Below are 20,835 nucleotides of genomic sequence, written 5' to 3'. Positions count from 1 at the left end.
TACGACGCCGCCGGTTTCCCGGAGTCCGGAGAGCCGACGGCGTCGTACAGACGTGCCTCAGATCGCCGCCACGGTCAGCGGAGCGAACCGCCGCCTCCAGTCGCCCGGCAGCTCCGGGATTCCGTACGTCATGACGGAGTTGAGGCCTACCGGCGCCAGACCGCGTTCTCCGGCCCACGCCCGCAGCTCTTCGTGTCTTACGTCGATGTCGGTGCGCAGCGGACGGTCGGTGCCTGCGGCGAGCGTGGTGAGGAGTGCCTGTGCCGTCTCGGTGTCACGGGCGATCAGTGGGCCTACGACATGGGTGTTCATGTTGGGCCAGGCGGCCGCGTATCCGATGATCCGGCCCCGCTCCTCGGCTACACGCAACTGGTCGGCGAAGGCGGGCAGCCGGGTGATGAGGTGCGTGCGATCCGTGCCGAGCACCTCCTCGTCGAGCCGGAGGATCGTGGCGAGATCCTCAGCGGTGGCCGCACGCGTGCTCACCGTCGGCGCCGGGCCGCCCGGAGTGAAGTGCCCCTGGAGCATCTCCGCCCGGCCGGTGCGCTTGAAGCCCAGTTCCTCGTAGAGCGGACGGCCATAGGGCGTCGCATGAAGAGTCAGAGGGGTTGTGCCCATCGCGGAGAGAACGTGATGCATGAGCCGACGGCCGATGCCCTGTCGGGCGTGCCGCTCGGCGACCAGCACCATCCCGATCGCTCCCAGATCGGGCTCACTGTAGGGGCCGTACTCAGTGACCACGCAGGCGGTGACGAGCCCTCCGTGGGGGTCGTCGATGCCGTAGCCTTTTCCGGCCGCGAGCAGGAGGCCCCACTTGTGTTCCTCGCGCGGCCACCCCCGGTCCTCTGACAAGTCCGCGCAAGCGGTGAGATCACGAAGCGTCAGACGGCGGATGGGAAGAGCGGCGAGGGAAGGAGTCGGCACGCAGGTCAGGCTGTCCGATGGGTGCCCTCGGCGTCCACCTGTTTCCCGGGGTGCGTACGAGCTTTTGGCCATGTCGTAGCCAAGCGCACAACAGGCGATCAGATGCCGGGTGTTTCACGTGAAACATCGTTGAACGGCGACCGTCCGGTGATCGACCGGGAGCGCCCCTGACGCTTCACCGGGTTCATGGACCACTAGCCTCAAGACCATGGCGAGACTTCATCTCTTCGACCTCGATGGCACTTTGCTGCATGGGACCAGCGCGCCCGTGCAGATTTCCCGGCAGCTCGGGCTCGAGGCCGAGACGGTGGCACTCGACGAGGCGATCGGGGCCGGGCTGATAGGCCCGCCCGAATATGCGCAGCAGGTGTACACGCTGTGGGCGTCCCTGACCGAGGCACACGTCGTCGCGGCCTTCGAAGGTGCCCCGTGGCTGGCCCGCATTCGCGAGGTCTGGGCGGAGATCAGAGGGCAGGGCGACTACTGCGCGGTCGTGTCGCTCTCGCCGTCCTTCTTCGTGGAACGGCTCATCAGTTGGGGAGCTCATGCCGCATACGGGTCCCGATTTCCGGCCGTCCCCTTCACCGAGCCCGTGGATCCTGACGGAGTCCTCAGCGCCGCCGCCAAGGTCCTGATCGCGGACCGGCTGTGTGAGCAGTTCGGAGTGACACGGGCGGACTGCATTGCCTATGGAGACTCGTCCTCCGACAAGGATCTTTTCGCTGCGGTGCCGATCTCCGTGGCGGTCAATGCGGACCATCATCTGTCCGATATCTCGACCCACTCCTACAAGGGCATGGATCTGTGGGAAGCCTATGAATTGGTGCGCCACGTCCGGTAATTGAGTCAATTCACAGTTCGCCCCGCGAACACCCCGCGAGTAATTCGTGGAGGAGGAGGGGGGACTTGTGTGCGGGGGCGTGACCGGTAGGGTCGACTCCGGTTCCTGTCCGTACGGGGGTGCGACCACCCCTGTGCGGCCGAGAGCGGGGCAATGCAGCCTAACGGGACGGAGAGATCGAAGACCCGCATTTGGGGTTATACAGCCAGGGCATCCGTAGGCGGTGGGACGCTGCGGTGAGGGTGATGCGGCCAATGTCACACTCTCGCCTACTTGTCCGTACAGACGGCGAATACGGGTTGAATGTGGCCGTGTTGGCCGTGACGCCGAGCGGGGAAAGCAAGCCGTCTGCGGGGGAAAGCAGGCATCTTCCGACCGAGGAAGTGCGCAGACCGACCGAAAGATGTTCGAGGCGAGGCACACCATGGACGCTCCGACCACCATGTCGGCCGACAACGGCATATCCGGGGGCGGGGGCGGCTGGTTCACTTCACGCAATCAGCCGACGGCGGCGCCCGGCGCCGAACAGCAGGCGACGGAAGGAAGCAGGCTGGCCGCGCTGCGCCCGGTCCGCAGGCCGAGGTCGGGTAACTCGCCAGGGCCCTCGACAGCCACCGAGCCGGACCCGTCGGGCCAGGCCGCAGCGCCGCCCGGCACGCAGACCGAGCACGAGGAAGTGACACCGGCCGAGGAGATGTCCGCCCCGGCGGACGAAGCACAGCTCTCGGCGCGGCCGGAGGAGATACACCCCCCGGAGCAGACCTCGCAGACCCCGGGTTTCGCCCCCGCTCAGCCCCCGAACGTGCCGGACGACACCCCCTCCGCGGGCCTCCGAGTGCCCGTTCAGCGCTCCTCCCCGCCCCAGGACGCCACCACCCCGCTCGGCACCAACCCGCCGCAGTTCCCGGGCCTGTCCCCGAGAGACCAACCGCCCTCCCCGGACGCCGTCCGCATCCGCCGGACCATGGCCGAGGTCGGCCCTGTCGCCGAGAAGGTCACGTCGTACTTCTACGCGCTGCTCTTCGTACGCCACCCTGATCTGCGCCCGCTGTTTCCCGCCGCCATGGACGCCCAGCGGGACCGCCTGCTCAGGGCGCTCCTGACGGCGGCCGAGCACATCGACAACACTCCTGTCCTGGTCGACTACCTGCAGAACCTGGGCCGGGGCCATCGCAAGTACGGCACCCGGCCCGAGCACTATCCGGCGGTCGGGGAGTGCCTCATCGGTGCGCTGAGCAAGTACGCCTCCGGCATCTGGGACACGGAGACGGAAGCGGCCTGGGTCCGGGCGTACACGACGATCTCGCAGGTGATGATCGACGCGGCGGCCGCGGATGAGCTGCGCGCCCCCGCCTGGTGGTATGCGGAGGTCGTGTCACACGACCTGAGGACCCCGGACGTCGCCGTCGTCACTGTCCGGCCCGACCAGCCCTACCCGTTCCTCGCCGGCCAGTACACAAGCCTGGAGACGCCGTGGTGGCCGCGCATATGGCGGCACTACTCCTTCGCCTCGGCGCCACGCTCAGACGGTCTGCTGTCGTTCCACGTGAAGGCCATCCCGGCGGGCTGGGTCTCCAACGCCCTGGTGCACCGGGCCCACCCCGGCGACATCATCCGGCTCGGTCCGCCGACCGGGTCCATGACCGTGGACCACACCACCGACAGCGGACTGCTTTGTCTGGGCGGAGGCACCGGCATAGCTCCGATCAAGGCGCTGGTCGAGGACGTGGCCGAACACGGCGCACGACGGTCGGTCGAGGTGTTCTACGGAGCCCGCACCGACAACGACCTGTACGACATCGACACGATGCTCAGGCTCCAGCAGTCACATCCCTGGCTGTCCGTCCGCGCCATCGTCGACCAGCAGGCCCATCTTCAGCTCCCGGACGCCGTACGCGAGTACGGCCCCTGGCACGAGTACGACGCCTATCTCTCGGGCCCGCCCGGCATGATCCGCAGCGGTGTGGACACGCTCAGGTCCATCGGGATCCCCTCGGAACGCATACGCCACGACTCCGTGGAGGACATCGTCCTGGCGCAGTGACCCGGCGAGAGGTCAGCCCAGATCCGGCGCATGCATGGCCCGTACGCCTTCGATGTTGCCGTCCAGATAGTGCCGCAGGGACAGCGGGACGAGGTGGACGGAGGCGATCCCGACGCGGGTGAACGGCACCCGGACGATCTCGTACTCTCCGATGGGCTCGTCCACTTCGGGCCCGTGCCGCAGGGACGGGTCCATCGACTCCAGGTGGCAGACGAAGAAGTGCTGCACCTTCACTCCCGTAGCCCCGCCGTCGTCACCAATGTGCTCGACGGTGTCCACGAAGCAGGGCACCACGTCGGTGATCTTGGCGCCGAGCTCCTCGTACACCTCGCGGTGCAGGGCGTCGACGACGGTTGTGTCCGTCGGCTCGACTCCGCCGCCGGGAGTCAGCCAGTAAGGATCCATGCCGGGCTTGGTGCGCTTGATCAGGATCAGGTCGTCACCGTCCAGCAGGACGGCACGGGCGGTGCGCTTGACCACGGGTCGGACGGTCATGGGGGGAATGTGGCCCGGATGGTTCCACGTGAAACATCGCATGTGGTGACCGGCCGGGATCTCTGCGTGAAGACCGCAAAGTACCTGGTCAACACCAGTCGGCAGCCGCCCGCAGTAACCACTCGTGCGCCCGTGCGATGTGTGGCATGGCCAGCGTTCCGGTGCGCACCACCAGGAAGTAGGTCCGAAGCGGCGGCACGGTGGGCTCGTGGAGGGCGACGACGTCACCCCGTTCCAGGGCTGCCGCGCACAGATAGCGCGGCAGTACCGCAAGCCCGGCGCCCGCGACCGCGCAAGCGAGCACCGCACGCAGATCGGGGACGACCACGGTGCCCGGTGCGGGCGGGCAGGAGTCGAAGACGGAGGCCCAGTAGCGCGAAACGAAAGGGAGCGACTCGTGCACCTCGATCACGGGGACGTGCTCGAGCGCGGGGGCTCGTCTAACCGACCGAACAGTCTTGAGCGCCTCCCCTGAGCCGATCTGATCGGCCCACTTCGGGGCGGCGACCAGGACGTGTTCCTCGTCGCAGAGCGTGCTCGCCGTGAGCAGCGCGCCCCGTGGACGAGCCGTGCTGATGGCCAGATCGTGATGCCCGGCAGCCAGACCCTCCAGTGTTTCCTCGGCGTTCCCGAAGGACGCCCGCAGAGCGTAGCCCTGGCCGTCCTCGCCGGTCAGCGCGGTGAGGGCGGGCAGCGCCCGCTCGGCGGTGAATTCGGGTGGCCCCGCGAGATGCAGCGTCCGCAGGGACGACTCGTCGTCGAGGCCGGTCTCGGTGATCTCCACCAGGGCGTCGAGATGGGGGGCGGCCTTGTGGGCGAGTTCGTCGCCGATGGTCGTCGGGGTCACTCCGCGGGCCTGCCGCAGGAAGAGGGGACGTCCCAGCTGCCGCTCCAGGGTGCGGATCTGCGAGGTGACGGCCGGCTGCGAGAGGCCCAGCAGCGCGGCGGCACGGGTGAAGGAACCGGCCCGGTGCACCGTCACAAAGGTGCGCAGCAAAGCCAGATCCATCGCGATGCCCCCCTTCCCTGCCCTTCTCCCGGCCTCGAGGCAGGGCCCAACTATAAATATGTCGATAGGTCTCTGTCGCTACTGTGATTGGACACTGACAGAGAGTCAACTAGCCTTGGTCGCGCGGTTCTTCGCGCGCAGAACCGGGGCGGTCCGAGCCACGAGGGGGGAGGCTCGGACCGTCCGTTGTACGTAGTCGGACACCTGTGAAGTCCTGAGGAATCGGTCAGTCCGTCGACTCGTCCAGCGCACGCAGCACATCCGCCACCAGGTCCTCGGGATCTTCCGCCCCGACCGAGAAGCGGATGAAGCCCTCCGGCACGTCGTCCCCGCCCCAGCGCCGACGCCGCTCGGCCGTGGAGCGCACCCCGCCGAAACTCGTCGCGTCGTCCACGAGCCGCAGGGCGTCGAGGAAGCGGTCGGCACCCGCGCGCGTGGGCAGCGTGAACGAGACCACGCATCCATAGCGGCGCATCTGCTGCGATGCAATCTTGTGCGAGGGGTCGTCGGGCAGTCCCGGATAGCGCAGACCGGTCACCTCCGGCCGCTCGCGCAAGGCCTTCGCGAGCACCAGCGCGGTCGCGTTCTGCCGGTCGACCCGCATCTGGAGCGTGGCGATCGAGCGATGCGCGAGCCAGGCCTCCATCGGTCCCGCGATCGCGCCGACGATCTTCCGCCAACGGCGTACGGCGTCCATGGCCTCGCCCTCGCGACCGGCGACGTACCCCAGGAGGACGTCTCCGTGCCCCGTGAGCTGCTTGGTGCCGCTGGCCACGGAGAAGTCCGCGCCGAGCTCCAGCGGGCGCTGTCCGAGTGGAGTGGCGAGCGTGTTGTCGACGGCTACGAGCGCCCCACGCGCGTGTGCCGCCTCGACGAGCCGCCGGATGTCGCACACGTCGAGGCCGGGGTTCGACGGCGTCTCGATCCACAACAGCCGTGCGCCATCCAGGAGGTCGAGCTGGGCGTCACCGGCGGTCGGAGCGGTGCGCACCCCGATGCCGTACGCCTCCAACTGTGCCTGCACAAGGGGCAGTGCCTGGTAGCCGTCGTCGGGCAGGACCACGGTGTCACCCGCGCGCAGCTGGGAGAAGAGCACAGCGGAAATGGCCGCCATGCCCGAGGCGAAGACCAGCGTCTCCACGCCGTCCTGCCCCGGCGCCTCCAACTCGGCGATGGCGCTTTCCAACAGGTTCCAGGTCGGGTTCGTGTCGCGGCCGTAGGTGTACGGGCCGTCCACCTCCCCGGGCAGATGGAAGTGGGCGGCGAAGGCCGGACCGGGCAGGGTCGGCTCGTTCTTGGCCGCCTCGGGCAGTCCGGCCCGGACCGCGCGCGTGCCCTCTCCCTTGTCCGCAGTCCTGTCGCTCATGCCACCCGTCCTTCCGTCTGCTCGCGCACCTCGGCGAGCAGACCCTCGCTGGCCGCCTCCACCATCTCAAGGCACTCCTCGAAGCCGTCCAGGCCCCCGTAGTACGGGTCCGGAACGTCGATCTCGTCGCCCGCGGCGGGGTCGTACGAACGCAGCAGCCGTACTTTCGCGGCGTCCTGCGGGGTGGGTGCGAGGCGTCGCAGGGCCTTGAGGTGGCCGGTGTCGAGGGCGATGACGAGGTCGAGGCGGGAGAACCAGGACGGCTGGAACTGCCGGGCCGTGTGGCCGCCGTCGTAGCCGTGCTCCTCCAGGACGGACACGGTGCGCGGGTCGGCGCCGTCGCCCTCGTGCCAGCCGCCCGTTCCGGCGCTGTCGACCTCGACCAGACCGTCCAGGCCGGCCTCCGCCACACGGGCGCGGAAAACCGACTCGGCCATCGGGGAACGGCAGATGTTGCCCGTGCAGACGAAACAGACGCGGTAGGTCATCCCTCCTCAGTCCTCGTCGGGCAGGACGACGTGCAGGGCCCAGGCCACGATCGAGATGATCAGGCCGCCCAGGACGGCGGTCCAGAACCCCTCGACGTGGAAGCTCAGGTCGAGCTTGTCGGCAAGCCACGAGGTGAGCAGCAACATCAGCGCGTTGACGATCAGCGTGAACAGGCCGAGCGTCAGGATGAACAGTGGGAAGGTCAGTACCTTCACGACCGGCTTGATCAGGAAGTTCACCAGGCCGAAGACCAGGGCGACGAGGATCAGCGTCCAGACCTTCTTGCCGGTGCTGTCACCGGTCAGGGTGATCTTGTCGAGCAGCCACACCGCGACCGCCAGAGCACCCGCGTTGGCGATCGTCTTGACTACGAAATTCTTCATGTGTCTGATCGTGACAGAAGAGATCGGTTACGGGCACTGGCGAGGGTGGACTAAGTCGATGAAGGCATTCCGGTTGGATGAACTGGAGGCGGAGCGTGCCGCCAACGACGGTGCTTACCTGCAGTTCCTGCGTGAGCGGAACATGTCCGTCGGCCTGTACGCACTCGACGCGGGCGCCCAGGACCCGCAGCAACCGCACCGTCAGGACGAGGTCTACTTCGTGGTCAGCGGCCGCGCAGCGATCACCGTGGGCATGGAGACCACCCAGGTGTCGCGCGGCAGCGTGGTCTACGTGCCCGCCGGTGTCGCCCACAAGTTCCACCACATCAGCGAGGACCTCAGGGTCATGGTGGTGTTCTCTCCCCCGGAGAGCTGACCTGTGGCCTCGGGGTTCCCTAGGGGATCAGTCAGGGGAGGACAAGGGGTGCGAGGCCCCCGTGGAGGCACCTGTCGGCCCTAGCATCGAGTGCAGGACATTGATGGATCCGGTACCAGAAGGGCCGGACGGTGCAGGACTTCAGAGAGGTTGAGTGCGATGGGAGAGATCTTCGCGGGGTTGCCGTGGTGGGTGAAGTGGATCGCTGTGCCGGTCATTGCCCTGGTCGTGTTCGGCGGGCTGATAGCCACGGTCGTCGGCTTCGTCATCGGCCTGCTCTTCAAGCTGCTGGTCTTCGTGGCCCTGGTGGGCGGACTCGTCTACGTCGTACGGAAGTTCATGACGAGCTCCTCGTCGCGCAGCGACTGGTGAGCGTCCGGAGCGGGCGGGGCGACCGGTAACAGGAATCCCCCGTTCCCTCGGGGGAGGGAAGTTTCCCGGACGGGTCGTATACGCGCGGTGGCGGACCGTTAAAGTCCGGAACTCGACGCGGGGACGACCCCGCGAGCGGCGTACACCCCCTCCCGTGTTTCCCGCACGGGCTGCCCCCTCGCGCTCCGGGAGTGACCCTTGGCCACGGTTGACACCGCACCCGCACAGATCGACGCCCGTTCGACGACGGCTTCCGCACAGCCGACGGCCCCGGTACAGCCGACAGCTCCCGTACAGCCGTCTGCTCCGGTACGACCGTCAGCGCTGGTACGACCTCCGGCACGACCGTCTCCTCCCGTACGGCCGGCAGCTGCCGTACAGACATCCGCTCCCGTACGGCCGTCAGCCCCCGTCCAGCGCCAGGCGGCCCCCTCCTCCGAAGCGCCCGAACAAACCCACTCGGCGACCCTCATCGGGTCCGTCCAGCGTGCGATGCGCCTGCTCGAGTCCGTCGCGGAGCACGAGCACGGAGCCCCCGCCAAACAACTCGCCCGCGAGACCGGGCTTGCGCTCCCCACGGCGTATCACCTGCTGCGCACCCTCGTGCACGAGGGCTATCTGCGCCGCGACAAGGGCCTGTTCTTCCTCGGCGAGGCGGCCGAGCGGCTGAGCAGCAGTGGAGCCGAGCAGAAACGTCGCAGCACCGTTGTCGAGGCGCTCGCGCACTGGCGCGATCTGATCGGCGTGCCGGTGTACTACGCGCAGTACCGGAACGGCGAGATCGAGGTCCTCTGCGTCTCCGACAGCCCCGGCAACCCGGCGGTCGAGGAGTGGGCCGACTTCCGCGAGACCGGGCACGCGCACGCGATCGGACAGTGCCTCCTCGCCCAGCTGGACGACGAGGCCCGGCGCGACCACCTCGACCGGTACCCCGTGCAGTCCATCACCCCGTACACCGTGCGCGACGGGCACAGCCTGCTCCGGCGTCTCGAACGGACCGCGCGGATGGAGCCGGTGATCGAGCGTCAGGAGTACGCGCTGGGGACGGTGTGCGCGGCCATTCCGATCACATTGGGTAACGCCGCGGCAACGATGGCCATCTCCCTGCCCGCCCATCAGGCGGACCGGTTGTTGTCCGCAACCCAGCAACTGCAAGAGGAAATCGGGCGACTGATGGGCTCGCTGGCGATCTCTATCAGTATCTGAAAACTCACTCCTTGTGATCTGTCGTGCACGTTCAGCAAGATGCCACCAGTGTCAGAGGGATCATTCCCGGCCAACAAAGGCAGATGACGGGGTAGGCGATGCGCGAGTCCGTACAGGCAGAGGTCATGATGAGCTTTCTCGTCTCGGAGGAACTCTCCTTCCGCATTCCGGTGGAACTGCGCTACGAGGCCTGCGATCCGTACGCAGTCCGGCTGACCTTCCATCTCCCGGGCGACGACCCGGTGACCTGGGCTTTCGGCCGTGAGCTGCTGATCGACGGGGTGGGCCGGCCATGTGGCGAGGGCGACGTGCGGGTCTCGCCCGCCGGTTCCGACCTGCTGGGCGACGTCCTGATCAGGCTTCAGGTCGGCGGTGATCAGGCACTGTTCCGCTCGTCGACGGCGCCGGTCATCGCGTTCCTCGACCGCACCGACAAGCTGGTGCCGCTGGGGCAGGAGGCCGCCCTGGCCGACTTCGACACCCATCTCGACGAGGCGCTGGACCGGATCCTGGCGGAGGAACAGAGCGCGGGCTGACGCCTTACGGCAGTGAGGTGACGGCACGCTTCCTCGTGAGGCGGGAGGACGCAGGAACGCTTCTGCCGCTGCGGGACACTGGGCACGCACGGACGCTCGGGCACCGGGGAGCCCTAGGGTGCTTCTGGCGAGTCTCGAAGTCGCCCTCGCGCTGGAGTGGGTGGGCCTGACGGAGCAGTCGGCGCCTCATGAGACGCCCCGCGTGGGGCAGATCGGTCACTCGGTGCCCGTCCGACGGAGAGCGCCATCAGACGCGCCCCAGCCCCCACTTGGCCCCCGGGCCCATCTCAGCGCCTGCGCCGCCGCCCCTTGCCACTGCGTGCCACTGCCGGCCGGCTGTCGGCCGTACCCGCGCTCGCGCTTGTCGCCGGTACGGGCACGGACCCCCCTGCTCCCGCACCCCCTGCTCCCGCACCCACCGCCTCCGCCTCCGGCCGGTCCGCCGAGACCACCAGGGCCGCGAGGACCGTGGTGACCGGAACCGAGGCGACGAGGCCGATCGAGCCGACCAGCGTGCGCACGATCTCCTCCGCCACCAGCTCACTGTTGGCGACGGTCCCCACGCTGGACTGCGCGATGGAGAAGAGCAGCAGCAGCGGCAGCGCGGCACCCGCGTAGGCGAGGACGAGGGTGTTGACGACGGAGGCGATGTGGTCGCGACCGATCCGGATACCCGCGCGATAGAGCCCGCGCCAGCCCATCGTCGGGTTGGCCTCGTGCAGCTCCCAGACGGCCGAGGTCTGTGTGACCGTCACATCGTCGAGGACACCGAGCGAGCCGATGATGACGCCGGCGAGCAGCAGGCCGCTCATGTCGATCGACGGATACAGCCCGTGGATGAGCCCGGTGTTGTCGTCCGTGTTGCCCGTGAGAGCGGCCCAACCGATGAACTGCGATCCGAGGATGCCGATCAGAATCAGGGAGATCAGCGTGCCCAGCACCGCCACGGAGGTTCTGGCCGACAGACCGTGGCACATGTAGAGGGCGATCAGCATGATGGCGCTGGACCCGACCACCGCCACGAGGAGCGGGTTCGAGCCCTGCAGGATCGCGGGCAGGACGAAGAAGTTCAGCAGCAGGAAGCTGATGGCCAGCGCGACCAGCGCCATGACGCCGCGCATTCGCCCGACGATCACCACGGCGAGCGCGAAGATGCCGGCGAGCAGCCCCATGGGGAGCCTGCGGTTCACGTCGGCGACCGAGTACTGCAGATCCCTGGGGGCCGAGGGCTCGTACGCGACCACGACCTTCTGGCCCTCGTGCAACTGCCGGGACTGGTCCGGCTGGACGATCTCCGTGAAGGTGCGGCCCTTGTCGTTGCCGGTGTCGACCCGGATCGTCGCTTTCTTGCAGGTGCCGTTCGCCTGCTGCTCGGCGGAGGAGCCCTCGGCCGTGGAGGTGTCCCCGGTCGGGGCCTCCCCCGAGGCGTTCACCGACTTGCAGCTGACGCTCACGACCTTGCTGACCGTGGCCTGCTGGGTCTGCCGGTCGAAGCCGACCCCGGTGCGTTGGTGCGCCGGGGCTCCGCCGGGCCACAGCACGGCGAGCCCCACCACCACGGCTACGCCGAACGGGATGAGGATCGCCGCGATGACCTTGCGCAGGTGTTTGGAGACGGGAGCTGCCGGTCCGTGGCTGTGACTGTGGCCGTGCCCGCCACCGCTGCCGGACCCGGAACCGCCCCCTCGCCCGTGTCCGTGCCCGTGTCCGTCGCCGGGTTCGTGCCCATGGTCGTCACCACTGCTCCGGCCCCCGCCGCCCTGACCACCACCCTGGCCGCCGCCCAGGTCACCGCCACCGCCCTGGCCTTCACCACCGGCTCCGGGCCCATACCCGTAGCCCTGTCCACCGTGCCCGCCGTGCTCGTGCCAGCCGTCGGCGGCGCCGTTTCCGTAGCCCCCGCGGGAGCCGTTGCCGGGACCGAGCCGGGGGCCGTTTCCGGAGCCCGGCCGGCGCGGAGGCTCGGGAGGCGGGTACGGGGGCTGATGCGTCGTGGTCACCGACCGATCATCGCAAGAACGACAGGGGCCCTCTGTTCACCGCGCCCGAATTGACGCTAGCGTGGAGCCACCTTTGTACACGCGGGAGCTCGGAGCACCGGGCTGAGAGGGCGCTGACCTCCGTCCCAGCGATGTTTCACGTGGAACGTCATCTCAAGCGAGTGACGTTCCCCACGAAACGTCGGCAGACGGAAACCGCTGCGTCGACCGCCGAACCTGTTACCGGGTAATGCCGGCGTAGGGAGTAGGTCTCATGACCATCAAGGACGCGCGCACGCCTGCCTCCGATCAGCTCGACGGGGAGGCCGGGAAGTCCATCGGCTGGCACAAGGCGTACATCGAGGGCTCGCGCCCCGATCTGCGGGTGCCGGTTCGCCAGGTGCACCTCACCAACGGGGAGTCGGTCACGCTGTACGACACGTCCGGTCCGTACACCGATCCGCTCACCGAGACGGATGTCCGACGGGGCCTTGCGCCACTGCGGGACAACTGGATCATCGCCCGCGGGGACACCGAGGAGTACGCGGGACGTCCCGTGCGTCCCGAGGACGACGGGATCAAGCACACCTCACCGCGGGGTGGCCTCCGCAACCTCGACGCGGTCTTCCCGGGGCGGCCACGCCAGCCGCGCCGCAGCCGTGACGGCAACGCGGTCACGCAGCTCGCCTATGCCCGTCGCGGTGAGATCACACCGGAGATGGAGTACGTGGCCATCCGGGAGAACGTCTCTCCCGAGGTCGTCCGCGAGGAGATCGCGGCGGGTCGCGCGGTGCTGCCGGCCAACGTCAACCACCCGGAGATCGAGCCGATGATCATCGGCAAGCGGTTCCTGGTGAAGGTCAACGCCAACATCGGCAACTCCGCGGTGACGTCCTCCATCGAGGAGGAGGTGGAGAAGATGACCTGGGCGACCCGCTGGGGCGCCGACACGGTCATGGACCTGTCCACCGGCCGCAACATCCACACCACCCGCGAGTGGGTGCTGCGCAACTCCCCCGTCCCCATCGGCACGGTGCCGCTCTACCAGGCGCTGGAGAAGGTCGACGGCCGCGCCGAGGAGCTGACCTGGGAGATCTACAAGGACACGGTCATCGAGCAGGCCGAACAGGGCGTGGACTACATGACGGTCCACGCGGGCGTGCGCCTGCCGTACGTACCACTGACGGCCAACCGCAAGACCGGCATCGTCTCGCGCGGCGGCTCGATCATGGCGGCCTGGTGCCTCGCGCACCACAAGGAGTCGTTCCTGTACGAGAACTTCGAGGAGCTGTGCGAGATCCTCGCCGCCTACGACGTCACGTACTCGCTGGGCGACGGCCTCAGGCCCGGTTCGATCGCGGACGCCAACGACGAGGCACAGTTCGCGGAGTTGCGCACGCTCGGGGAACTCAACCGGATCGCGAAGCGTTTCAACGTACAGACCATGATCGAGGGCCCCGGGCACGTCCCGATGCACAAGATCAAGGAGAACATCGACCTTCAGCAGGAGATCTGCGATGAAGCTCCGTTCTATACGCTCGGCCCGCTGACCACCGACGTCGCGCCGGCCTACGACCACATCACCTCCGGCATCGGCGCCGCGATGATTGCCTGGTGGGGCACGGCGATGCTCTGCTACGTCACGCCCAAGGAGCACTTGGGCCTGCCCAACCGGGACGACGTCAAGACGGGTGTCATCACCTACAAGATCGCCGCCCATGCGGCCGACCTGGCCAAGGGACACCCCGGTGCCCAGGAGTGGGACGACGCCCTCTCCGACGCCCGCTTCGAGTTCCGCTGGGAGGACCAGTTCAACCTGGCCCTCGACCCCGACACGGCCCGCGAGTTCCACGACGAGACCCTCCCGGCCGAACCGGCCAAGACGGCTCACTTCTGCTCCATGTGCGGGCCGAAGTTCTGCTCGATGAAGATCTCCCAGGACATCCGCCGCCGCCACGGCGACAGGCAGGGGGAGATCGAGGAGGGCATGGCCCAGAAGTCGAAGGAGTTCGCGGCGGCGGGCAACCGGGTGTATTTGCCGATCACGGACTGACATGGGCGAATCGCCGACGGGCGTGGCGAATCGTCGGCGGTGGGCCCGCGGCCGGGTCTTCGGCTTGCGCTCCCCGTGGTGGGGGCGCAAGCCGAGGGGCTGTGCCGGGTGCTACTCCGGCTGGTGTTCCGGCCCCCCGAAGTCCGGGCTGGTGTAGTCCGGGCTGCTGAAGCTCGGGCGGGCACCGGACGCTCCGTCGTCCGGGCTGCTGAAGCCCGGGCGGTCGTAGCCGAGGCTGGGCATCCGGCTGGTCGGTGCGGGCGGAGCCGTGTGGTGCAGTGCGGCGGTGCCGGGGTCGGCCAGGGCCTCCCTGAGGAAGGGGAGGATGCCCCGTTCCAGCAGGGCCTCGCGCCAGGCGTCCCTGGCCCGTGCCACCTCCTCGCTCAGTTCGCCGTACCCCGCGTCCGGCGAGGGCCGGTTGCGCAGGGCGGTGAGCAGCAGCCCGACGGCGGCGACCAGGATCGCGGCCGCGGTCAGGGCACCGAACACCCATCCGATGGTGATCATGGCGTGGGCGAACGCCGGCGGTGGGCTGAGCATCTGGAGGATGTAACCCACGAGCAGGAAGATCGCCGCGGCTATTCCGGCGAGGACGGGCGTCAGGACCGCGGCGACGGCGACGGCGCCCGCACCGGCGGTCTCGGCGACCTCTCCCATGGTGGTGGCGAGCCCCATCGCACCCGTGCCCGACTCGGCGGGACCGGGTTCATGCACGGACGACAGGGTGGACGGCGCCGCCGGGCGGCGCTGTTCCTCGCGGACCTTCACGTAGTGCTGGTACTCGGTCGCCGCGGCCGCCGTGACGAGTGCGGTGGCGTTGAGCGCCATGGTGCGCAGCTGTTCGGGATTCAGCCGCTGTCCGACAGCGGCCAGTTCGGGACGGTGTGGTGCGGAGCGCAGCGCCTCATCGAGGATCCGCTCGTACTCCTGGCGGTCCTCGCTGTGCAGGTGCTGCGGAACGCTGTTCATGTGCATCCCCCGATGCTCCGTAGGGCTTGGGGCTCGCATGCCAACGAGCCGTCGGGCAGAAACGGAGGGGAGCCTGCTACGGATAAGCCGATGGTAGAGCGGTGACGGCACAGGGTGACAGGGGGTTTCCAGAAATTGGCCTCTGGCCTGCGCGGTCGACGGTCGGTCCGTCCTGCGGGAACGACTGCCCCGCGAACGTTCAGATATCCAGGGGCAGTTGCTGGACCAGCAGTTTTCCGGCCATGGTCACCCCGCCGTCCATCGCGATGGCCAGTCCGTCGGCGTAGACGTGCGGTCCCTCGACCACCGGACCGGATTCGTCCTCGTCGTCCTCGGAACCCACTTCGCCGAGCAGATAGGGGATCGGGCTGTGGCCGTGAACGATGCGGATGCCGCCGTACGTGTCGAGCAGTGAACGCACATGGTCGGCGCCGCCCTCGTCGCGGAAGGAGAAACGCTTGGTCAACTTGCGGAACAGATCCCACACCTCGTCCGCGTCGTTGCGCGTGAGGGTCTCGCGGATGGTGTCGTTGACCGCCTCGATCGAGTCGCCGTAGTCGAGGTAGGCGGTGGTGTCGGAGTGGACGAGCAGATGTCCGTCGACCTCCTCGACGGCGTCCAGCCGTGCCATCCACTGCAGATGGTGGTCCTGGAGGCGGTCCATGTCGGTCTTCTGTCCGCCGTTGAGCAGCCAGGCCGCCTGGAAGGTGGCGGTGCCCGCGCCGGAGTTGACGGGGGTGTCGCCGAACCGTTTGGCGCCGAGCAGCAGCAGTTCGTGGTTGCCCATGAGGGCCTTGCAGTAGCCGCCGGCCGCGGCGGCCTCCGCGGACAGCCGCATCACGAGGTCGATGACGCCGATGCCGTCGGGCCCGCGGTCGGTGAAGTCGCCGAGGAACCACAGCCGGGCGGTGCCCGCGCACCAGTTGCCGGCCGCGTCGACGAGGCCCTTCTCCTGGAGTGCGGACGTCAGTTCGTCGAGGTAGCCGTGGACGTCGCCGACGACGAACAGCGGGCCGGGACCGTCCACCGCCTGTGACGCGGGGTCGGCGGCCGCCTGGAGCTCGTCGTCACCGGGATGGATGACGGGCAGGTCCTGTTCGGTGGGGGTGTACCCCTCCGGGTAGGCCTCCTCGGCGGCCGGTACGACGTCTCCGGGGTGCGTGCTGTGGCCGTACGGACCGGTCTCGTTGACGTACGCGGGCACCCGGAAGTCGCGCAGCACCGCCGTGCGCTCCACCTCGGGTCCCTGACCGGCCCCCTGAGTCATCAGACCCCTCCACCATCGCGCCGCATCTGCACCGCTTCGGACTGCCTGGTCGCAGCGGCCCGCGGTGTCGTGGGCCCATCATAGGAATGCGGATCGCGCCGTGTGATGACCCAGGGGTAGTGAATCGGAGCAAGACTCCCGTTCACCGCGGCATTCGCCCCGATTGGCCGGGCTTGGACCCTCGCCCGGCCGCTTCCTGTTACTTCTCCTCGGGCGACCGCGGTGAGCTGACCGTCGTGCGCGGGGCTCGCCGCTGGGAGGAGGTGCGCACGATCAGCTCGGTCGGTATCACCTGCTCGACCGGTTGGTCCGATTCGACCCCCTCGATGGCGTCGATGAGGAGTTGGACCACCGCCGTACCGATGCGGCGCGGCTTGAGGGAGAGCGTGGTGACGGGCGGCTCGGTGCTGGCGTACACGGTGGACTCGCTGCAGCAGACGATCAGCAGGTCGTCGGGGACGCGCAGCCCGTAGCGGCGGGCGGCGGCCAGCAGGTCGGTGCCGTTCGGGTCGAACAGTCCGTAGACGGCGTCCGGCCGGTCCGGGCGGGCGAGCAGCCGGTCGGCGGCGACGGCGCCCGCGCACGGATCGTGCGCGGGATAGGCCTCGTACACCGGGTCCTGCCCGACCCGCTCGCACCACCGCAGATACGCGGTGGTCGACAGATGGGTGTACGTGTCCGTCGTCGTCCCTGTCAGCAGGCCGATGCGGCGGGCGCCGGCGTCGGCCAGATGGTCGAGGATGCCGAGGACGGCGGCCTCGTGGTCGTTGTCGACCCAGGCGGTGACCGGGAGGGCACCGGCCGGGCGGCCGTCGGACACCACCGGTAAACCCTGCCGGACCAGCTCGCTGACGACCGGGTCCTGGTCGGACGGGTCGATGACCACGGTGCCGTCCAGGGCGACGTTCGACCACACGTCGTGGCGCGAGGTCGCGGGCAGGATGACGAGGGCGTAGCCGCGGGCGAGCGCGGCGGAGGTGGCGGCCCGCGCCATCTCGGCGAAGTACGCGAACTCGGTGAAGGTGAAAGGTTCATCCCCGTATGTCGTCACGGTCAGGCCGATGAGTCCCGACTTGCCGGTACGGAGGGTTCTGGCCGCGGCCGAGGGCCGGTAGCCCAGCCGGTCTGCGACCTCCCTGACATGGCGGCGGGTGGCGTCCGGGAGCCTGCCCTTGCCGTTCAGGGCGTCGGAGACGGTCGTGATGGAGACTCCGGCGGCGGCGGCCACGTCTCTGATGCCCGCCCGGCCCGGCCGGCTGCCTCGACGGGAGGTTTCCGCGCGGCTCACCTGGTGCTTCCCTGCTGCTGTCATGGCGAGCCGATAGTAGGGCTCATGCGGTGGGGTAGGGCGGACGCATATGCACGCGTTGACAGGCACGTTTCTGCAAGGTCATCTTGCGTCAACTACCTTTGAAACAAAGACAGTTAAACGATCCCATGGCATTACGTGACTTGTCGGCACGCATGGGCCTGCCAAGTCCTCGATGTTTCGAAGAGGTCTCAACTCACCTTCACGGGTGACGCGCGCCACGGCGCGAGCCACCGGCGCATAGATATATGTGACCGCGCCCCCTGATTCGTCTGCCTTCGTACGGTGATGCCCCTGATGCCTGTGGGACGGACGAGGTTCGCTCTGACCTGTACGCAGTGGCGCTCAATCCTCATAAGGTGAGCAGTATTGGATGCCGGCTGCCGGAGTCGGACGCCAGGAGTCGGTGGTCATGAATCGGTGGTCATGAGGAGGACTGCGGTGAGCGAGACGAGCCCCAAGCTGCGCGCCGAGCTGGAGGGTATCCCCACGTACAAGCCGGGCAAGCCCGCCGCTTCCGGCGGTCCGGTGGCCTACAAACTGTCCTCCAACGAGAACCCCTATCCGCCGCTGCCGGGGGTGCTGGAGACCGTGACGGCCGCCGTCTCCTCTTTCAACCGCTACCCGGACATGGCCTGCACAGGGCTGATGAACGAGCTGTCCGACCGCTTCGGCGTCCCGCTCTCCCATCTGGCCACCGGCACCGGCTCCGTCGGCGTCGCCCAGCAGCTGATCCAGGCGACCTCGGGACCGGGCGACGAGGTGATCTACGCCTGGCGCTCCTTCGAGGCGTACCCGATCATCACGCAGATCAGCGGTGCCACCTCGGTGCAGGTGCCGCTGACGGCGGGTGATGTGCACGACCTGGACGCGATGGCGGAAGCGATCACCGAGCGGACCCGGCTGATCTTCGTCTGCAACCCGAACAACCCGACGGGCACGGTCGTGAAGCGGGCCGAGCTGGAACGGTTCCTCGACCGGGTGCCGAGTGACGTGCTGGTGGTGCTCGACGAGGCCTACCGCGAGTTCATCCGTGACCCCGAGGTGCCGGACGGCGTGGAGCTGTACCGCACGCGGCCGAACGTCTGTGTGCTGCGCACCTTCTCCAAGGCGTACGGCCTCGCGGGCCTCAGGGTCGGCTTCGCGATCGCCCACGAGCCGGTGGCCGCCGCGCTGCGCAAGACTGCGGTGCCCTTCGGGGTGAGCCAGGTCGCCCAGGAGGCGGCGATCGCCTCGCTGCGGGCCGAGGACGAACTCCTGGGCCGGGTCGGCTCGCTGGTCTGCGAGCGCAACCGCGTGGTGGAGGGACTTCGAGCCCAGGGCTGGACGGTGCCCGAGACCCAGGCCAACTTCGTCTGGCTGCGGCTGGGGGAGCGCACGGTCGACTTCGCGGCGGCATGTGAGCAGCACGGCGTGGTCGTCCGGCCGTTCCCGGGCGAGGGCGTGCGGGTGACGGTCGGGGAGACAGAGGCGAACGACATCTTCCTGAAGGTGGCGGAGGGGTTCCGCAAGGAGCTCTAGCTCACACCGACCGCGCATCTGTGCAGGTCAGCGCAGTCCATCAAGGGGGGTTCCGGTGGTAACCGGGACCCCCCTTCATCTATCGAAAGCAGGTGCGGCATACTGGGCTTGTGAATGTGAACGCTTTCACAAGCGGTCGCTTCGCACGCATTTGTTCCACAAGCCTGTGAGGTAAGGAGCGGCGACGTGGACCTGGCTCTGGCGCCGGAGACCCTGGCGCGCTGGCAGTTCGGCATCACCACCGTCTACCACTTCCTGTTCGTCCCCCTGACGATCTCTCTGGCCGCCCTCACGGCAGGCCTTCAGACCGCCTGGGTGCGCACGGAGAACGAGAAGTACCTCAGGGCCACCAAGTTCTGGGGCAAGCTCTTCCTGATCAACATCGCGATGGGTGTGGTCACCGGCATCGTGCAGGAGTTCCAGTTCGGCATGAACTGGTCCGACTACTCGCGCTTCGTCGGCGATGTCTTCGGCGCCCCGCTCGCCTTCGAAGCCCTGATCGCCTTCTTCTTCGAGTCCACCTTCATCGGCCTGTGGATCTTCGGCTGGGACAAGCTGCCCAAGAAGATCCACCTGGCCTGCATCTGGATGGTCTCGATCGGGACGATCCTGTCGGCGTACTTCATCCTCGCGGCCAACTCGTGGATGCAGCACCCCGTCGGCTACCGGATCAACAAGGAGAAGGGCCGCGCCGAACTCACCGACTTCTGGGCGGTGCTGACCCAGAACACCGCGCTCACCCAGGTCTTCCACACGATGTCGGCCACCTTCCTGACCGGTGGTGCCTTCATGGTGGGCATCGCGGCCTTCCATCTGTTCCGCAAGAAGCACATCGCCGTGATGAAGACCTCGCTGCGCCTCGGCCTGGTCACCGTGGTCATCGCCGGCATGCTCACCGCGATCAGCGGTGACACCCTCGGCAAGGTCATGTTCAAGCAGCAGCCGATGAAGATGGCGGCCGCCGAAGCCCTGTGGGACGGCCAGGACTCGGCACCCTTCTCGATCTTCGCCTACGGCGACGTGGAGAAGGGCCACAACAGCGTGGCCATCGAGATCCCGGGCCTGCTGTCCTTCCTCGCCGACGACGACTTCACCTCGTTCGTCCCCGGCATCAACGACGTCAACAAGGCCGAGCAGCAGAAGTACGGGCCGGGTGACTACCGGCCCAACATCCCGGTCACCTTCTGGGCCTTCCGCTGGATGATCGGCTTCGGCATGGCGTCCTTCGCCATCGGCCTCGCCGGACTCTGGCTGACCCGCAAGAAGTTCATGCTCCCGCAGCACCTGCGCGTCGGCGAGGACGAGGTTCCGCATCTGGTCCTCTTCAAGAACAAGGCCCTCAGCCCCAAGCTCGGCCGACTCTACTGGCTCGTGGCGATCTGGACCCTTGGCTTCCCGCTGATCGCCAACTCCTGGGGCTGGATCTTCACCGAAATGGGCCGTCAGCCATGGGTCGTCTACGGCGTCCTGCAGACCCGGCACGCGGTCTCACCCGGCGTCTCCCAGGCCGAGGTCCTCATCTCGATGCTCGTCTTCACGACGCTGTACGCCATCCTCGCCGTCGTCGAGGTCAAGCTGCTCGTGAAGTACGTCAAGGCCGGCCCGCCCGAACTCACCGAGGCCGACCTCAACCCGCCCACGAAGATCGGCGGCGACACCAGTGACGCCGACAAGCCGATGGCCTTCTCGTACTAGG

Annotated in this window: 19 protein-coding genes and 1 riboswitch; of the genes, 9 read left to right on the top strand and 10 right to left on the bottom strand. The window is 68.2% G+C overall.

The window, feature by feature from the left end; translation table 11 throughout:
- Nucleotides 1-57 precede the first annotated feature (57 nt).
- Nucleotides 58-924: a GNAT family N-acetyltransferase gene (locus ACIBJB_RS17105; protein ID WP_398931221.1), complete on the bottom strand. Its 867-nt coding sequence runs from the start codon at nt 922-924 to the stop codon at nt 58-60.
- A 208-nt stretch (nt 925-1,132) separates the two neighbouring features.
- Between ACIBJB_RS17105 and ACIBJB_RS17100 the strand changes: the two genes are divergently transcribed.
- Together ACIBJB_RS17100 and ACIBJB_RS17095 are read left to right on the top strand one after the other, a co-directional pair.
- On the top strand, nt 1,133-1,765 hold the full coding sequence (locus ACIBJB_RS17100; protein ID WP_398931218.1) for an HAD family hydrolase: 633 nt from the start codon (nt 1,133-1,135) through the stop codon (nt 1,763-1,765).
- Between the two features lie 424 nt (nt 1,766-2,189).
- On the top strand, nt 2,190-3,809 hold the full coding sequence (locus ACIBJB_RS17095; protein WP_398931216.1) for a globin domain-containing protein: 1,620 nt from the start codon (nt 2,190-2,192) through the stop codon (nt 3,807-3,809).
- A 12-nt stretch (nt 3,810-3,821) separates the two neighbouring features.
- On the opposite strand, the gene ACIBJB_RS17090 is transcribed toward ACIBJB_RS17095, so the two are convergent.
- The 5 genes from ACIBJB_RS17090 to ACIBJB_RS17070 form a co-directional block, all read right to left on the bottom strand.
- A complete protein-coding gene (locus tag ACIBJB_RS17090) occupies nt 3,822-4,304 on the bottom strand; it encodes an NUDIX hydrolase (RefSeq protein WP_326666891.1) in 483 nt (160 codons plus the stop codon).
- Between the two features lie 88 nt (nt 4,305-4,392).
- Nucleotides 4,393-5,313 (bottom strand): LysR family transcriptional regulator, encoded by a 921-nt coding sequence (locus tag ACIBJB_RS17085; protein ID WP_398931214.1) that lies wholly within the window; start codon nt 5,311-5,313, stop codon nt 4,393-4,395.
- Nucleotides 5,314-5,539: 226 nt separating this feature from the next.
- Entirely contained in the window at nt 5,540-6,679 is a 1,140-nt protein-coding gene (locus ACIBJB_RS17080) for a cystathionine gamma-lyase (protein WP_398931212.1), read from the bottom strand.
- Entirely contained in the window at nt 6,676-7,167 is a 492-nt protein-coding gene (locus ACIBJB_RS17075; protein ID WP_398931209.1) for a low molecular weight protein-tyrosine-phosphatase, read from the bottom strand. The genes ACIBJB_RS17080 and ACIBJB_RS17075 overlap by 4 nt, the downstream gene beginning before the upstream one ends.
- Before the next feature lie 6 nt (nt 7,168-7,173).
- Nucleotides 7,174-7,551, bottom strand: coding sequence for a phage holin family protein (locus tag ACIBJB_RS17070; RefSeq protein WP_057609145.1), 378 nt, complete (start codon nt 7,549-7,551; stop codon nt 7,174-7,176).
- Nucleotides 7,552-7,609: 58 nt separating this feature from the next.
- Between ACIBJB_RS17070 and ACIBJB_RS17065 the strand changes: the two genes are divergently transcribed.
- From ACIBJB_RS17065 to ACIBJB_RS17050, 4 genes are all read left to right on the top strand, one after another.
- Nucleotides 7,610-7,927 (top strand): cupin domain-containing protein, encoded by a 318-nt coding sequence (locus ACIBJB_RS17065; protein WP_031039972.1) that lies wholly within the window; start codon nt 7,610-7,612, stop codon nt 7,925-7,927.
- 159 nt (nt 7,928-8,086) lie between these two features.
- Nucleotides 8,087-8,299 (top strand): DUF5326 family protein, encoded by a 213-nt coding sequence (locus ACIBJB_RS17060; RefSeq protein ID WP_398931206.1) that lies wholly within the window; start codon nt 8,087-8,089, stop codon nt 8,297-8,299.
- 471 nt (nt 8,300-8,770) lie between these two features.
- Nucleotides 8,771-9,505 (top strand): IclR family transcriptional regulator, encoded by a 735-nt coding sequence (locus tag ACIBJB_RS17055; RefSeq protein WP_398931991.1) that lies wholly within the window; start codon nt 8,771-8,773, stop codon nt 9,503-9,505.
- Nucleotides 9,506-9,603: 98 nt separating this feature from the next.
- Nucleotides 9,604-10,041 (top strand): SsgA family sporulation/cell division regulator, encoded by a 438-nt coding sequence (locus ACIBJB_RS17050; RefSeq protein WP_069759570.1) that lies wholly within the window; start codon nt 9,604-9,606, stop codon nt 10,039-10,041.
- A gap of 287 nt (nt 10,042-10,328) precedes the next feature.
- On the opposite strand, the gene ACIBJB_RS17045 is transcribed toward ACIBJB_RS17050, so the two are convergent.
- Nucleotides 10,329-12,041 carry a YibE/F family protein gene (locus ACIBJB_RS17045; RefSeq protein WP_398931204.1) on the bottom strand — a complete coding sequence of 571 codons (1,713 nt, stop codon included), beginning with the start codon at nt 12,039-12,041 and terminating at the stop codon, nt 10,329-10,331.
- A 71-nt stretch (nt 12,042-12,112) separates the two neighbouring features.
- Nucleotides 12,113-12,302: riboswitch (TPP riboswitch) on the top strand.
- Here ACIBJB_RS17045 and thiC point away from each other — a divergent pair.
- Nucleotides 12,295-14,073: a phosphomethylpyrimidine synthase ThiC gene (gene thiC, locus ACIBJB_RS17040; protein ID WP_398931202.1), complete on the top strand. Its 1,779-nt coding sequence runs from the start codon at nt 12,295-12,297 to the stop codon at nt 14,071-14,073. It overlaps the preceding riboswitch by 8 nt.
- A gap of 111 nt (nt 14,074-14,184) precedes the next feature.
- Here thiC and ACIBJB_RS17035 read toward each other — a convergent pair whose 3' ends face one another.
- The 3 genes from ACIBJB_RS17035 to ACIBJB_RS17025 form a co-directional block, all read right to left on the bottom strand.
- Nucleotides 14,185-15,048 (bottom strand): hypothetical protein, encoded by an 864-nt coding sequence (locus ACIBJB_RS17035; RefSeq protein WP_057609153.1) that lies wholly within the window; start codon nt 15,046-15,048, stop codon nt 14,185-14,187.
- A gap of 193 nt (nt 15,049-15,241) precedes the next feature.
- Nucleotides 15,242-16,309, bottom strand: coding sequence for a metallophosphoesterase (locus ACIBJB_RS17030; RefSeq protein ID WP_398931199.1), 1,068 nt, complete (start codon nt 16,307-16,309; stop codon nt 15,242-15,244).
- 199 nt (nt 16,310-16,508) lie between these two features.
- Nucleotides 16,509-17,621: a LacI family DNA-binding transcriptional regulator gene (locus tag ACIBJB_RS17025; RefSeq protein WP_266562480.1), complete on the bottom strand. Its 1,113-nt coding sequence runs from the start codon at nt 17,619-17,621 to the stop codon at nt 16,509-16,511.
- 438 nt (nt 17,622-18,059) lie between these two features.
- On the opposite strand from ACIBJB_RS17025, the gene hisC reads away from it, so the two are divergent.
- The gene (hisC, locus tag ACIBJB_RS17020) at nt 18,060-19,139 is read left to right on the top strand and encodes a histidinol-phosphate transaminase (RefSeq protein WP_398931196.1); all 1,080 of its coding nucleotides are present in this window, start codon (nt 18,060-18,062) and stop codon (nt 19,137-19,139) included.
- 186 nt (nt 19,140-19,325) lie between these two features.
- Entirely contained in the window at nt 19,326-20,834 is a 1,509-nt protein-coding gene (locus ACIBJB_RS17015; protein ID WP_398931194.1) for a cytochrome ubiquinol oxidase subunit I, read from the top strand.
- Nucleotide 20,835 lies beyond the last annotated feature (1 nt).

This window comes from Streptomyces sp. NPDC050759 (genome assembly GCF_044456945.1).
Taxonomy (GTDB): domain Bacteria; phylum Actinomycetota; class Actinomycetes; order Streptomycetales; family Streptomycetaceae; genus Streptomyces.
Note: the sequence above shows the minus strand (reverse complement) of the source record. Positions and strands in the feature narration are given on the sequence as shown.